This is a genomic window from Dyella sp. OK584 (assembly GCF_057787755.1).
The window spans coordinates 3,381,869-3,396,252 of the sequence record NZ_CM173542.1; the positions used below are offsets into that span (position 1 = coordinate 3,381,869).

8 protein-coding genes and 2 pseudogenes are annotated in these 14,384 nt (G+C 59.4%); 4 read left to right on the forward strand and 6 right to left on the reverse strand.

The window, feature by feature from the left end:
- Positions 1-491 precede the first annotated feature (491 nt).
- Positions 492-1,517, forward strand: coding sequence for an alpha/beta hydrolase (locus AC3CBN_RS15275; protein WP_488633857.1), 1,026 nt, complete (start codon positions 492-494; stop codon positions 1,515-1,517).
- 777 nt (positions 1,518-2,294) lie between these two features.
- Positions 2,295-3,212 carry an MBL fold metallo-hydrolase gene (locus AC3CBN_RS15280; RefSeq protein ID WP_488633858.1) on the forward strand — a complete coding sequence of 306 codons (918 nt, stop codon included), beginning with the start codon at positions 2,295-2,297 and terminating at the stop codon, positions 3,210-3,212.
- Positions 3,213-3,581: 369 nt separating this feature from the next.
- Here the strand turns inward: AC3CBN_RS15280 and AC3CBN_RS15285 are convergent, their stop codons facing one another.
- The 6 genes and pseudogenes from AC3CBN_RS15285 to AC3CBN_RS15310 all read right to left on the reverse strand — a co-directional run bounded on the left by AC3CBN_RS15285 (position 3,582) and on the right by AC3CBN_RS15310 (position 11,813).
- Positions 3,582-4,448: a sensor histidine kinase gene (locus tag AC3CBN_RS15285; RefSeq protein ID WP_488636745.1), complete on the reverse strand. Its 867-nt coding sequence runs from the start codon at positions 4,446-4,448 to the stop codon at positions 3,582-3,584.
- A gap of 21 nt (positions 4,449-4,469) precedes the next feature.
- Positions 4,470-4,844, reverse strand: a pseudogene (locus AC3CBN_RS15290) (PAS domain S-box protein); the annotation flags it as partial.
- A 544-nt stretch (positions 4,845-5,388) separates the two neighbouring features.
- Positions 5,389-5,580: pseudogene (locus AC3CBN_RS15295) on the reverse strand (hypothetical protein); the annotation flags it as partial.
- 336 nt (positions 5,581-5,916) lie between these two features.
- A complete protein-coding gene (locus tag AC3CBN_RS15300) occupies positions 5,917-7,401 on the reverse strand; it encodes an efflux transporter outer membrane subunit (RefSeq protein WP_488633859.1) in 1,485 nt (494 codons plus the stop codon).
- A gap of 19 nt (positions 7,402-7,420) precedes the next feature.
- On the reverse strand, positions 7,421-8,671 hold the full coding sequence (locus AC3CBN_RS15305; protein WP_488633860.1) for an efflux RND transporter periplasmic adaptor subunit: 1,251 nt from the start codon (positions 8,669-8,671) through the stop codon (positions 7,421-7,423).
- Positions 8,598-11,813 carry an efflux RND transporter permease subunit gene (locus AC3CBN_RS15310; RefSeq protein WP_488633861.1) on the reverse strand — a complete coding sequence of 1,072 codons (3,216 nt, stop codon included), beginning with the start codon at positions 11,811-11,813 and terminating at the stop codon, positions 8,598-8,600. Before AC3CBN_RS15310 ends, AC3CBN_RS15305 begins: the two co-directional genes overlap by 74 nt.
- 211 nt (positions 11,814-12,024) lie before the next feature.
- On the opposite strand from AC3CBN_RS15310, the gene AC3CBN_RS15315 reads away from it, so the two are divergent.
- Entirely contained in the window at positions 12,025-12,705 is a 681-nt protein-coding gene (locus AC3CBN_RS15315) for a heavy metal response regulator transcription factor (protein ID WP_488633862.1), read from the forward strand.
- On the forward strand, positions 12,705-14,105 hold the full coding sequence (locus tag AC3CBN_RS15320) for a heavy metal sensor histidine kinase (RefSeq protein WP_488633863.1): 1,401 nt from the start codon (positions 12,705-12,707) through the stop codon (positions 14,103-14,105). Before AC3CBN_RS15315 ends, AC3CBN_RS15320 begins: the two co-directional genes overlap by 1 nt.
- The last annotated feature ends 279 nt before the right edge of the window (positions 14,106-14,384 follow it).

The window sequence follows — 14,384 nt, forward strand, 5'->3', positions numbered from 1 at the left end:
ATACATGCCAAAAGTGCATGGACGTTCGCGCGGACACGCACTGCGTAGTGTCCTCCGGTTGTCCACACTGGTTCCTGGATGGAAACACAGTAAGGCCTCGCGAGTGCCTTCAGCTGATCGACATCCAGGTTCAAGATGTCCATCGATATTTCAGTTGCAATCAACTCTTTCGTCAGAGGCTTGCCCTCTCGTCAGTGAGGCGCCGAGAGTGGGATAGCACACTCGCCTGCGGCGCAATGTCCCATCAGGCAACAAATGAAGAATGTCGCTCTTTGGCTCACCGGTCGACCGGTCGCAGCGCCAAAGAGCGTATTGCCTCGCGCGTTGGGCGTCGCGTTATGGGCTCCGATCGACATGCCGCGCTGCAGAGCGCGCCGCGGTCGCCTTCCCCAGGAGCAGATAACTCCATGAGCATGCGCAACGAAAACCAGGCAAGGCAAGAGAACCTCAACCAGTACGTCGAACCATCAACATTTATCCCAGAGTAAATCATGAACAAGATCAGCAAAACTATTCTAAGCGCGGCGCTTATGGGCGTGACCATCGGGTCTGCCGTGGCATCGGACGCCGTTCTTGATCCAACCACGCAGAAGTTCATTGACGGTCTAAGCGCCGCGGGTGGTCCGCCGCTGTATACGCTCACTCCAGAAGCAGCGCGCAACGTCCTTCTGAGCGTGCAGTCGTCCGGCCCCATCAGCATGCCTGCCGCCGATGTGGTCCATCGCACCATTGCCGTAGGCCCTAATGGTCACACCAACATCGTGGTAGTTCGCCCGCATGGCGCAAAGGGCGTACTACCTGGCGTTCTGTACTTCCATGGTGGTGGTTGGATCCTTGGTGACTTCAATACGCATGAGCGTCTGGTTCGCGAGCTGGCCGTCGGCACCGGCGCAACCTTCGTATTTGTGGAGTACGACCGCTCACCGGAGGCGCACTATCCCATCGCGATAGAAGAGGACTATGCCGCCCTCAAGTACGTCGCCGAACATGCGGGCGAGTTCGATATCGATCCGTCACGCCTTGCCATTGCGGGCGAAAGTGTCGGTGGCAACTCCGTCGCAGTCGTGGCGCTCCTCGCCAAGGAACGCAAGGGTCCCGCTCTGCGTGCGCAGGCCATGTTCTATCCGGTGACCGATGCGAGCATGACGACCGCGTCGTACAGCAAGTTCGCTGACGGTCCGTGGCTCACCGCCAAGGCCATGGAGTGGTTCTGGGATGCGTATCTGCCGGACGTCGCGCTAAGGAAGGACATTCACGTTTCGCCCATCAATGCCACCAAGGCGCAGCTGAGCGGATTGCCGACCGCACTACTCATGACCGACGAAAACGATGTGCTTCGTGATGAGGGCGAGGCCTATGCGCGCAACCTGTCCGAGGCCGGCGTACGCGTGACCACCGTTCGCTACAACGGCACCATTCACGATTTCATGCTCCTCAACCCGCTTGCGAAAACATCCGCCGCAAAGGCCGCGATCCAGCAAGGCGCGGATTTCCTCAAGGACAACCTGCGCAAGTAGTGCGAGGTTGACCAGCCTGATGTTTTCCCTTGCATGGACGATGGGCGATCGGCGGCTGGACGGTCGGCGAATCGCTTGCTGTCTCTGCTGGCTCACGCGTAGAGAGAACACATGAAGGCACTGCGTCAGTACAGAACCAGCACACGGCGTTTTCGTGCCTGTGCGTTAAGGCAAGTAAGCAGTCGACGCGCGCCACCCCAACTTTGGAGTGGTGCGCATCGATACCTAATCCAAGGAGTGCCTGCAATCGGCAGCCCAGGACGGACATTGCCTTGGACCCCACGACATTGGTCTTTCAAATCGATTTATGAGCACTTTCAAGTTCTATCCGAAGTGGAATGGCGGGCTCTACTGCACAGGTCAAGAAGGCTCTTTAGTACTTGAACTCCCGGTGGTCATCCTGACGGCATATCTGCCCACGGAAGAGTCGTGGAGGTGCGATGCACCCAATTGGGCGAAGGACAAGTGGCCAGTACTTAGAGACGAGCTCAAAGCCTGGTGCCATAAGAACAAAGTGAATTTTGTCATTGATTCGATCGCCCGAATTTACTGATGCCGCGACTGACGCCGAGGTATTTGCGACGGCATGTAACGAAAAGCTGTCTACGGTGAGCCCGTTTGCAGGCCTACCGCCTCGTGCCCTTCCTATCTACGCTGGAATAACGCCTTCTGCCGCGATCCGTGCCCGACAAACCCTGGGTGTTGAACGGCGACTTGTTGCCAGTCGTCCGACTGGTTTGGCCCGGGCAACCGGGCCGTCTTTCTGGAGATTTCATTATGCTTTCCGTAGATAACACCTTGCGCCCTGATAGCCAGAGGCCCGACGAGCTGGTTCCGTCCCGTTACGCACTGCAGGTCGGCAAGATTGAAGTGCTGGTGATCAGCGATGGGGTGTTTCCGCTGCCAGCCACGACGTTGGCCACCAATGCCGACCCGGCCGATCTGGCGGCCTGGCTGCAAGACAGGTTCCAATCGCCGGACGTGTACAAGTGGCCGCTGAACGTGGTCGTGGTGCGTAGCGGCGACCGGACCGTACTCATCGACGCTGGGGTAGGGGCAGAGTTCCCGGACGTCCCGCAAGTTGGGCGGTTGGCCATGCGACTGGACGCCGCCGGCATCGATCCCGCATCCGTGACCGACGTGGTGCTTACCCACATGCACGTGGACCATGTTGGCGGTCTGCTAGCCGACGGACTGGGGGGCCGACTGCGTCCGGACGTGCCGATCCACCTGGCGGCCGCCGAGGTCGAGTTCTGGACGTCGCCTGACTTCTCCCGCAACGATTTTCCGCCGGGGATGCCGGACGTGCTTCGGTCGGCCGCCGAACGGTTCGTAGACAAGTACCGCAGCCGGCTGCGGCTGTTCGAGGCGGAGTACGAGGTGGCACCGGGGGTGGTCGTCCATCGCACTGGCGGCCACACCCCCGGGCACAGCGTGGTTCGCCTGGCGTCCTGCGGCGAGCGGCTGGCGATCCTCGGCGATGCCGTGTTCCCGGACCATTTCGACCGCCCCGACTGGTACAACGCTTTCGACCATGACCCCGAGGAGGCGGTCCGCGTCCGGATCGGTCTCTTGCGGGAGTTGGCGGCGACCGGCGAGCCGCTGGTGGCCACGCACCTGCCGTTCCCGTCCGTCGGCCGCGTGGCGGTCGCCGGCGAAGTGTTTCGTTGCGTACCGGTCATCTGGGACTACTGACCGCTTGCCAGGGAGATGGGCCGAAAGGGGCACGCTTTAAGTAGATGCTGATCTATTCGCCGCGCGGTTTATCGCGACGGGCTTGCGATGCGCTGATGACCCATCCCCCAACGAGAGCAGCACGATGATTTAGAGCCACCTCCACCCATTGGACGTCCAAGGACGTACGAGAACTGCCGGACACCCGAGAATAATCAAGGGGTCCGGCATTTCGTTGCCAGAAAGGTTCCGAGCTGGGCCGCCTGCGATGACCGCGATCGGCCGAAAACGGACATTACAGACATCGCTCAACCAGCGGGTGGATACCCGGCTAGAACCGCTAGAAGGCGCCCACTCGCTCGGTGGCGACTGTGAAGGCTCGCTTCGTCATCATCGTTGTTGCGACCCCGCGCCACGTGGAGGCCACGGCTTCGGTCCGTTCGCCAACTGCACGGTGTGCGCGTCGCTCTCAAGCGGTAGCCACACGGTGAACTGTGCGCCCAATCCCGCTCCCGCCGAACGTGCTGTGACGTGACCACCATGAGCCGTTGCAAGCTCTTGAGTCAGGGCCAAACCGATACCCAATCCCTGCGTCGCGGACTGGGGCGTTCGCCGCTCCTGGCCGAACATATTGAATACGTGCGGGAGAAATTCCACTGAGATACCCAAGCCGTCATCGGCGACCGTGATTTTCGCAAAACCATCAGCGCCCTCGACCCGTATGTCGATGCGTCCACCGCTGTCACTGAACTTGATTGCGTTGTTGAGCAAATTCGACAAGATCTGCTCCAGCCTCACCGGGTCAGCCAAACACCACCAATGAATGGAGTGATCTATGTCCAGACGCACGTCTCTATCCGGCGTGGCATTGGCTATTGCTGTTGATAGGTGCCGGACCAAGTCCCCAACGTCGACGCGCATTAGGTCAAGACGAATCTGGCCAGTCCTCACGCGCGAAAGTTCAAGCAGATCGTCCACGATTCTGGCCTGTCGTCTGGTCGCTCCGCGAATGAGGTGCAGGTCATCCCTAACTCTATGGATTTCCACACTGGCCGTCAGCTCGAGTAGATGCTCGACACTGAGCAAAATCAAGGCCAGCGGCTGCTTGAGCTCATGGGAGATCAGGGCAAGGCAACGATCCTTCCATGCATCAGCATGAAGTGCCTCATCGCAGCGTTCCTGTTGCTCAAGTAACCTTCGCTGCAGGGTTAGAAATCGCTCGTGCACTTCGGTGACGTCCGAGATGAACCAGACCATTCCCGCGACGCCGTCGGCACACTGGCCAAGGTTAGTCGTCGTCCCGCTACAAAAAATAGGGCGTCCGCATTTTCGACGGTGCCACCCAGAATATTCGGCGCCGGAGAAGGGCCCTATGGGACAATTGCCGACCAGTTTGTGGTCGGTGCCGTGTTCCGTGAGGATAGAGACCGGCTGCCCTATCACCTCACACTCACGGTACCCGAAGATGCACTGAGCGCCTTGGTTCCAGGCAGCTATCAAGCCATTTTGGCTCGTAATGATGATCGCAACCGCATGCGTAGAGGCTGCCGCAGGCCCCCACAGGACCGCGTGGTCGCTCGCTTCTCTCCGCGTCATGCGCAGCTCTAACAACTCTCTCTTCATAGTGCCCCTGGATGAACTGCCAGCATGCATGGCAAAGCGCAGCGAGTCGCAAAGACAACGCCAAACATGATGGTGGCGATGTTATTCAACCAGGGTTGATGTAGTAGATATCCCTGACGAACCACCACGTTGATTGCCCAGCAACAATGGCATGTTGTTCTGTGGGCCTGAGAGCAAACGAAGAGAGCACGGTGTGACTGACCTCTTATGCGCTCAAGTTTGGGGCATGGGGCCGGCAGCCAAAGAGCTAAGGGTTGTGCATATTCAAACGGAAGCGCATGTACGGCGTCGCCAGTCTGCCCCTGCTTGAGGCTGGCTTGAGGCTGGCTTGGTACTGCCATGATGAGCATCAGCAGTCCGATCCTGCACCATTCGCACATGATGGTCGCCGCACAAAATGAAACAGACGCGATGGTCGACGATATTCGTCACCTCCTGAGCATGTCAGGAGCAGTGACGATTGAATTTCTTGATCAAGATCTTCCCAAGAAGGATTTGCGTATGTGGCCGGAGCATGGCCGCAGATCCGAAATCGACGTGGCACGGGCGATCAGCGCATCCCGAAGTCACGAGTTACGGCGGCCCAAAGGTCGAAGTCATCGAGCGAGAACGTGCCTTTGCCGATGCCGATCGATTGCGAGAGGCCTACGCTGGTGGCTCCGTGATACATGTTCGAGCAGTCCGGAAAGTTGTTGGTGCAGTATTCCCGGGAAAATATCTGATAGAGAAACGCTGCCTCGTTGGACGCTCTTCCCGAGGTGTAGAACTAGGCTCGGCCAAAAGATTCATGTACGGCAGTCCTTGGCAGCCGCTGAAAGAAATTTTCAATCAAAACAGAACAGCCCTTCGCGTCCACGGAAAACTCATCGTGATTGCGATTGTTATCGTCCCGCCAAAAATATTAGCGAGCGCAATGAGGTCTCTTTCACATCAGCCCAAGTCGCAAAATTTTATGCCGGCGTCGTCGGCGCGGCGGAAGATTGCCAACGTGACGGTGCCGCCAAATTCGACAGAAGGCGGATCGACAAGACTGACAGGCCACCGACATGCGGGGAATAGACCTTGGACTGGGCTATTGCTGGCGAGGCCGCAGTACTGGCTTTCATGGTGCGACCGCCAATGGTTGTTCGTTGTTGTTCCACGTACCACCTAACGCCTTGATCAGTCGAACGTCGGCCTCCAACCTGCGCCGGGACAGCTCAACAAGGTTCCGGGACTGTGTCAGGTTGACGCTCTGTGTCGCCACAACCTCCAGATAATCGGTGGCGCCGGCCTGATAGCGATTCATTGCCAGCTGCGCTGCACGAGTCGATGAATCCACGGCGCCCTGCTGCGAGCTCGATTCGTCGGCAAGAACATGAAGTGACGCCAGGTTGTCTTCCACGTCCCGGAAGGCATCCAGCACGGTTTGCCGGTAATCCGCGCTTGCCGCGTCTTGGCGCGCCTTTGCGGCAGAAAGCTCCGATTTGCGCTTGCCGCCATCGAACAGCGTACCCACGAGCGCCGGCCCGATAGCCCAGAAGCGGCTTGGAAGCGTGGCCCACTTGGCCAGGCTCGATGATTCGAAACCGCCGGTTGCGGAGAGAATCAGGTCTGGAAAGAAAGCTGACGTCGCTTCGCCAACGTCCGCATTGGCAGCGGCCACCCGGCGTTCCGCAGCAGCAATATCCGGCCGGCGCTCAAGCAAGGTGGATGGCAAGCCCGCAGGTATCACCGGGACGGAAAGCGGTTCGACCTTTGCAGGCAGGGTGAGCTCGGACGGCGGCACGCCAATCAAGGTGGCAATGGCATGCTCGTGTTGGGCACGACTCTCACCAAGATCGATCAGTTGTGCCTGGGCAACTTGCCACTGTGTCTCCGCTTGCTCCAGATCGGATTGCGACGCTATACCTCCGTTGAAGCGGGTTTGCACCAGGCTTTTCGCTTGCGCGTAGTCTTCGACGGTTTGCTTCAGTAGCGCAGCCTCGGCATCGAGCTCGCGCAGATCGATATAGTCGATCGCCAACTCGGCATGCATGGCAAGGCGCACCGATGCAAGATCAGCTTCGCTGGCCTGATAACGCGCCTGGGCCGCGTCGACCTGATGCCCGATGCGATCAAACAGGTCCGGCTCCCATGACACTGTGAGCCCAGCGTCATAATCAGAGACCGTTTTGCCGGCGAGAGAGCGCCCCACTACGTTCTGCGATGTGTGGTCGCGGTCGGCGGCAATGCCACCGGTGATCGTCGGAAGGTATGCAGAGCGTGCGGTTCCAATCGTCGCCTTGGCCTGCTCCAGGTTGGCAATGCTTTTCATGATGGTTTGATTGCCGACGCTGACTCGCGCCTCGAGACTGTCCAGCGTGGAATCACCAAGCAGCTTCCACCACTCTCCCCGGCTCGCATCGTCGCCGGGTCGGGCAGGAAGCCAGCCAGGAGCGGCACGATTTGGGTCAGTCAGATCACCACGCACCTCTTTGAATTGCGCGGGGACGGCGACCACGGGACGTACATAGGCGGGCCCCGGCGTGCACCCCACCAGCAGACCGAAACCCAGGCAAGCAGCCACGGCGCGCGTCATGCGTGACCATTGTTTGTGCGTCTTCATAGCCTTCTCCACACGCGCCTTAGACCGGGTTGGCCGGGTGACGATTGATCCGGACGACTTGTCCGGCGCTGATGGCATCGCCAGGATTGACGATTACCTGCTCGTTGCCGCTCAAGCCGTTTTGAATCTCCACCCTCGTGCCAAAATCGCGACCGATGGAAACCGCGCGAAGCTGGACGGCGCCCTTGGCGTCAACGGTGGCGACTTGCACGCCAGTGGGCCGATACAAAAGCGCATTGGTGGGCAGGGAAAGTGCAGGATGTAGCGACGTGAGTGTGAGTTGCACCTGTGCGAAATCGCCTGGTAATACAGTTCCATCCGAATTTTCCATGTCGACTTCGACGCGTATGGTTCGACTGGATGGATCGATGGCGCCGGAAGTCCGCGCTACGGTTCCCGGAAAAGAACGCCCCGGGAACTGGGGTAACGTCAGTTCCGCCTTTGTTCCAGCGGAGACATCGGCGGCCTGGTCCTGCGGTACATTGACGAACACGCGAAGGCGATCGATCTCGGCCAACTGGAACAGTGCCGCGGGCTTGCCGCCGTTGCCGGCGTCGATCAACGCGCCAGTGTCTACATTGCGCACCGTAATGACGCCCGCGAATGGAGCGGAGACCTTCTCGAACGATTGCAGCTGCTGGAGGCGGCTCACGTTTGCAAGCGCCGCAGCCAACGTGGCTTGCTTTGCCTTCATGATGCTCACGTTTTCCTGGCTGGCTTGAAGCGACACGGCATTGCTCTTGAGCATTTCCTCCCAGCGCGCCGCGGTTACCTTGGCCATCTCGTAGTTGGCCGAGGCCGTCGCGGCATCCGAGCGAGCCTGAGCGAGTTCGGCATCAACCTCGGGGGACTCGATCTCGGCAAGCAGTTGACCGCTTTCCACGTGCGTGCCGATGTCGGTATACCAGTGACTCAAGTATCCGTTCGTGCGTGCATAAATGCCGGCTTCTTGATAGGCCTCAACGTCGCCGGGAAGCACCAAAGCCTGCTGAGTTGGCGCGCGAGTTGGCGATACGACCGCAACTGTCGGTTCACTCAGCGCAGCGCTTTGCCTGGCGACAGTGGCGCGGGCCTCTAGCCGAGGCAATCCGCCTGCGGCAAGCGCTACACCAGCGGCAATGGCCGCCACGATGTAGAGCTTCTTTGATGGTGAAACCTGCGTCGATGAAGTAAGCGTAGACATGGGATCTCTCCAATCAAGACATCGGATCGGTATTGGTAATGGGATTCGCAATCGCAGCCGCGCCCTGACGGCGGCGGAGCCACGCATGGGCCGCCGCAAAAACGGCTGGAACAAAGACCAGTGTCGCGACCGTTCCGAACAGAAGGCCACCGATGACAGCGCGACCCAAGGGTGCGTTCTGTTCGCCGCCATCGCCCAAGCCAATCGCCATGGGAAGCATGCCGATGAGCATGGCCAGAGCCGTCATCAATACCGGGCGAAAACGGCTGCTTCCCGCATCGAACGCGGCCTCGATGGGTGAAACCCCTTCATTGAGACGGTCGCGGGCGAAGCTCACCACCAGGATGCTGTTGGCGGTGGCGATGCCAATGCACATGATGGCGCCGGTCAATGCAGGGACGCTGACCGTCGTTCGCGAAACAAAGAGTATCCAGGCGATACCAGCCAGTGCGCCGGGCAATCCACTGATGATGACCAACGGATCAATCCACGACTGAAAGTTCACTACCATCAGCGCGTAGACCAGCAGCACCGCGAACATCAGGCCAAGCAGCAACCCTTGAAAGGACGACTGCATGGTTTGAACTTCGCCACGAATGGCGATGCTCGAACCGGCGGGCAATTGCGCCTTGGCCTGCTCCACCAGTCGATGGATATCCGTCGCCACGGCGCCCAGATCACGCCCCTGCACTCCCGCAAAGACATCGATGACGGGTTGCACGTTGTAGTGAGAAACCACGGCATCCTGCGTCGTGCGGGAAAGCGTGCTTAGCGAGGTCAGGATCGGCAGGACGCCATTCTTTTGGGAGTCCACGGGCGCCCCGCCATTTGTCAGCGGAATATTGCCGAGCGCCTGCAATGAATCGATGGTGTATTGCGGTGCTTCGGTGATGAGTGGGTAGCTCACGCCATTCTTGGGGTTCAGCCAGAAGTTGGGTGAAGTCTGTGAACTGCCCGAGAGTGCGATCAGAAGATTCTGCGCAATAGTCCGCTGCTCGAAGCCGGTCTCGATGGCTTTGGTGCGATCCACGTCAACGTTGATAGTGGGGGCGTCGTCGGGTTGCTGTATCCGCGGGTCCACCAGGCCGGGCACGAGACGGAATGAGCGGAGCAGGCTCTCCGCGACCTTGCGGTTGGCCTCCTTTGCATTGCCGACGATCTGCACGTCGATGGGAGATGGCAGGCCGAAGTCGAGCGTCTGGCTAATGATGTCCGCCGGCAAAAACGAGAACGTCACGCCAGGGAAATCGCTATTCAACTTTTCACGCAACATCACCACATAATCGTTGGTGGGGCGATGGCCGGCCTTCAACGTGATCAGGATATCGGCATCGGCCGACCCCACAGGCAACGAGGAGTCGTACGTCATGTTGATGCCGCTGACCGGAAGGCCGATGTTGTCCAGCACGCTACCCAGCGTGGCCGCTGGAATCACGGCACGGATACGCTGCTCGACCAGATCAACCTCGCGCGCAGTCTCCTCAATGCGCGTGCCCGTCCGCCCACGCATGTGGAGCCGGATTTCGCCGGTGTCGGAGGTCGGGAAGAAATCGGTTCCAAGCAGTGGGATCAACAGCATCGACCCACCGCATACGACCGCAAAAATCATCGCAATGCGGCCCGGGCGCGCTATCGCATTCTTCAAGACACCCTGGTAGCGGCCATGGAGCCCTTCAAAACCCTGTTCAAACCGTTGCTGAAAGCGTCGGAGTACGTTCGGGCGCCCCTGCCCTTCGACGGGGTGCACCGATTCGTTCTTCAACATGTACATCGCCAGCGTCGGAATAAGCGCCCGTGAGAAGAAGTACGACGCAAGCATGGCGAACACAACGGCTTCGGCCAATGGCACGAAGAGATAACGGGCGACACCGGATAGCAGAAACATCGGCAGGAAGACGATGCAAATCGATAGTGTCGACACCAGCGTGGGTAGGGCGATCTGGGCCGAGGCATCGATGATCGCCTCCTTGAGCGGCTTGCCCATTTCGCGGTGGTGACTGATCGCCTCAATCTCTACCGTTGCGTCATCGACCAGGATACCGACTGCCAGGGCCAAGCCGCCCAACGTCATGATGTTGATCGTCTGCCCGAGCAACGAGAGTGCGATCAAGGAGGTGACAACGGACAATGGGATGGTAATTGCGATGATCAGGGTCGAACGCCAGCTGCCCAGGAACAGAAGAATCATCAACGCCGTCAGCCCGGCCGCGACAACGCCCTCGCGAATGACACCTTGCACGGCGGAGCTGACGAAGACCGATTGATCAGAAACCGCCTTGACATCCAGCGCCTTGGGTAGCCCGGCCTGGATCCGTGGCAGCAGTCCCTTCACTGCGCTGATGATGTTCAACGTAGAGGCGTCGCCACTCTTCTCGACCTGGAGCAGCGCGGACCGCGTGCCATCCACGCGCACGATATTGGTCTGGGGAGCAAAGCCGTCGCGGACGGTGGCCACGTCCCGCAGGTAGATCACCCCACCCGGCGTAGCCTTCACCGGCATCAGGTTCAACTCGGCCACCGAGGATGCGCTGCCGTTGAGATTGACGTTGTATTCCAGTGCACCGATCTTGGCGGTGCCACCAGGCAGGATCAGGTTTTGCGCGTTGACCGCGTTCACCACATCCAGTGGGGAAAGGCCGCGGGCCTGCAACTTCTGCTGGTCGATGTCGACCATGATCTGGCGGACCTTGCCGCCGAACGGCAATGGGATGGCCGCACCTTGCACCGTGGCCAGCTGGGTACGAATGAAGTTGTTGCCCAGATCGTAAAGCTGCTGTTCCGGCAAGGTTTGGCTAGACAAGGCCAACTGCAGAATTGGCACCGTGGAGGCGTTGTAGGAAATGACCAGCGGGGGCAGTGTTCCGGGTGGAAGCACTCTCAGGATCGACTGCGCGTTGGCAGCCGCTTCGGCAATGGCCCGATTGATATCCGCGCCTGCATGAAAATAGACCTTGATGACAGCGACGCCATTCACCGTCTGCGACTCGACATGCTCGATATTGTCGACGTCGGAAGTCAGGGCGCGCTCGTACGGAGTCGTGATCCGATTGGCCATATCGTCCGCGGAAAAACCGTTGAACGACCAGACGATGCTCAAGACCGGGATATTGATGTTGGGGAAGATGTCCGTTGGAGTCCGCATAATCATCAGCGGACCGGTGATGGCAATCAGCAACGCCAGAACGATGAAGGTATACGGCCGCCGTAGCGCTAGTTGGACGATCCACATCTCGAACCCCATGGTCGGCCAAGTGGGCCGATACTCTGTTTGCCTGGCCCGGGACCATCAACTGCAAAGGGACATGCTCGACAGCCCGCCAGGAATGGTCCGAGGCTAGTCCTGCGATGCTTGCCGGCCACCGACGGTCACCTGACGATTTTGTAATCGTGGGTCTGAGCCGTTCTGCGTATGATTTAGCCAAGCCAACGCGAGAACTGCCATGCGTCTGCTCGTGATCGAAGATGAAAGAAAGGCCGGCGAGTACCTCAAGAAAGGTCTCGAAGAGTCAGGCTTTACAGTAGATGTTGCGTGCAATGGCATCGACGGCCTGCACCTGGCCCTTGAAGAGGATTACTCGCTGGTCGTGCTCGACGTCATGCTGCCGGGCATGGACGGCTGGGCCGTGCTCAAAAATCTCAGGGCCAAGAAAGACACGCCCGTACTGTTGCTGACGGCCATTGATGAGCTGGAGGAGCGGGTCAAGGGCCTTGAGCTGGGCGGGGATGACTACCTGGTCAAGCCCTTCGCATTCGTCGAACTGCTGGCCCGGATACGGACACTGCTACGCCGCGGACCTCCGCGTGACATCGAGCACATGCACATCGGCGACCTGGAGATTGACGCCGTACGACGTCGCGTTCGCCGTGGCGGCCAACGGGTCGATCTGACGCCACGCGAGTTTTCCCTCCTGCAACTACTAGCGCGCCGGCGCGGCGAAGTGCTGAGTCGAACGCAAATCGCGTCCTACGTGTGGGACATGAACTTCGACAGCGATACCAACGTCGTCGAGGTGGCCATTCGTCGCCTTCGCGCAAAAATCGACGATGGGCATAACGTCAAACTGATTCACACAGTCAGGGGGATGGGTTATGTGCTCGACGAGGAGCTGGAGGGCACCTGATGCTTCGACTTTCACTCAAAGCCCGCCTGACCGGAACATTCGTTGTCATAACGGTGGTGTGCTTCAGCGTGGTCGGCTTCCTGTTGTTTGAGGCAGTGTCCATGCGCATCTACGCGCAGGATGAGACCAACCTCGTGCTGTCGGTCCGACACCTTCGAAGGTTTGTCGCCGAACTGGATTCTCCTCAAGACCTGGTAGTGCACCAGGAGCGGCTTGTGGCCGGTGTCCTCGGGGACACAGCCAATGCGTTGCGCATCACCGATAACGAAGGTCGTCCCTTGGTCGACCACAATCCATCGGCTTTTCCGATCGAATCGCCAGACGCTGTCCCCGCAGGCCAGCGCATCACTCAAACCAATATCCGGTCGTGGAATGATGCGCGCGACCACGAGATTCGCGGCGTCTCTGCCGTCGCTGAGCTAAGAAATGGCAGCACCGTAACCGTTACGGTGGCCCGCTCGCTCGCAGACCGGGCTGCCCTGCTCTCCCGTTACCGGCGCGACACGGCGCTGGCCTTGCTGTTGGGCATGTTGTCCGCGGTGATCCTGAGCTATCTGCTTGTGCACCGAGCCCTGCAGCCGCTAAGGGCGATGGCGGAAAGCGCATCGTCCGTCACGGCTCACCGCCTCAGTACCCGCATGCCCCTGGAGAACGCACCGACGGAGCTGCACGTCCTGGCCAAGGCGTTGAACGACATGCTGACGCGGCTGGAGGAAGGCTTTGATCGCGTGTGGCAGTTCACTGTGGACCTGGCTCACGATCTGCGCACACCGGTCGGCAATCTGCGCGGTGCCAATGAAGTGGCCCTGTATAGAGTTCGAACCATAGGCGAATACGAGGCGCTGCTCAGCTCGAATATCGAGGAGTGCGATCGCGTCAGCCGGAGAATTGAAAGCGTGCTGTTTCTTGCGCGTGCTGAAAGTCCACAATTTGCATTGCAGTGCGTCGTTATCGATGTCAACGAGGAACTGCACCTGCTCGCCGACTACTACGAAGGCATTGCGTCGGAAGCCGGCGTGGCGATCCATATTGACGCGCAAGCGAATCTCTACGTTGATCGCGACCTCTTCCGGCGTGCCGTAAGCAACCTCCTTTCCAACGCCCTTCGATACACGCCAGCCAACGCCACCATCAGCATCGTCGCAACGAAAACCGAAACTGGCATGAGTTTGACGGTCGAGAATCCTGGTCCAGGCATCGGGCCTGCGCACTTGGAGAAGGTCTTTGATCGCTTTTATCAGGTGGACCGCTCACGCAGTGATTCAGCGACATCTACGGGCCTTGGCTTGTCGATTGTCAAAAGCATCATGGAGCTGCATGGCGGCGACGTTATCGTTGAGAGTGAACTCAATGCTGTCACCCGATTCACCCTGCGTTTTCCACGCGTGACGATTCCCTAGTCGTTTCCCTCTCTCTAATAGGCGCGGGCGCGCATGGCATGTGGATTGAGCGCCCCGTGACGGGCCGCTCTGTACTTGAGCCTTCGCCGCCCGCCAAAGTCAGTAGCAGAAGCTCAATCGCTACAGCATCGAAACCAAGGCCATGATTGACAGGCTCGGCGCCGCGCCGGGCACTTGCCGTCCAGCGCGAGTCACGCGCGAGCTCTGCGCTATTCCAATCCGTCATCTGAGTTTCTCCGACCCAGATTGATCGGCCGCCTCATGCGGGCGACCGACCTT

What these genes read in the sequence shown, in the direction of transcription:
- AC3CBN_RS15280 (WP_488633858.1), top strand. Translation starts at nt 2,295, where the DNA reads ATGCTTTCCGTAGATAACACCTTGCGCCCTGATAGCCAGAGGCCCGAC.
- AC3CBN_RS15275 (WP_488633857.1), top strand. Translation starts at nt 492, where the DNA reads ATGAACAAGATCAGCAAAACTATTCTAAGCGCGGCGCTTATGGGCGTG.
- AC3CBN_RS15320 (WP_488633863.1), top strand. Translation starts at nt 12,705, where the DNA reads ATGCTTCGACTTTCACTCAAAGCCCGCCTGACCGGAACATTCGTTGTC.
- AC3CBN_RS15300 (WP_488633859.1), bottom strand. Translation starts at nt 7,401, where the DNA reads ATGAAGACGCACAAACAATGGTCACGCATGACGCGCGCCGTGGCTGCT.
- AC3CBN_RS15315 (WP_488633862.1), top strand. Translation starts at nt 12,025, where the DNA reads ATGCGTCTGCTCGTGATCGAAGATGAAAGAAAGGCCGGCGAGTACCTC.
- AC3CBN_RS15310 (WP_488633861.1), bottom strand. Translation starts at nt 11,813, where the DNA reads ATGTGGATCGTCCAACTAGCGCTACGGCGGCCGTATACCTTCATCGTT.
- AC3CBN_RS15285 (WP_488636745.1), bottom strand. Translation starts at nt 4,448, where the DNA reads ATGGTCTGGTTCATCTCGGACGTCACCGAAGTGCACGAGCGATTTCTA.
- AC3CBN_RS15305 (WP_488633860.1), bottom strand. Translation starts at nt 8,671, where the DNA reads ATGCGTGGCTCCGCCGCCGTCAGGGCGCGGCTGCGATTGCGAATCCCA.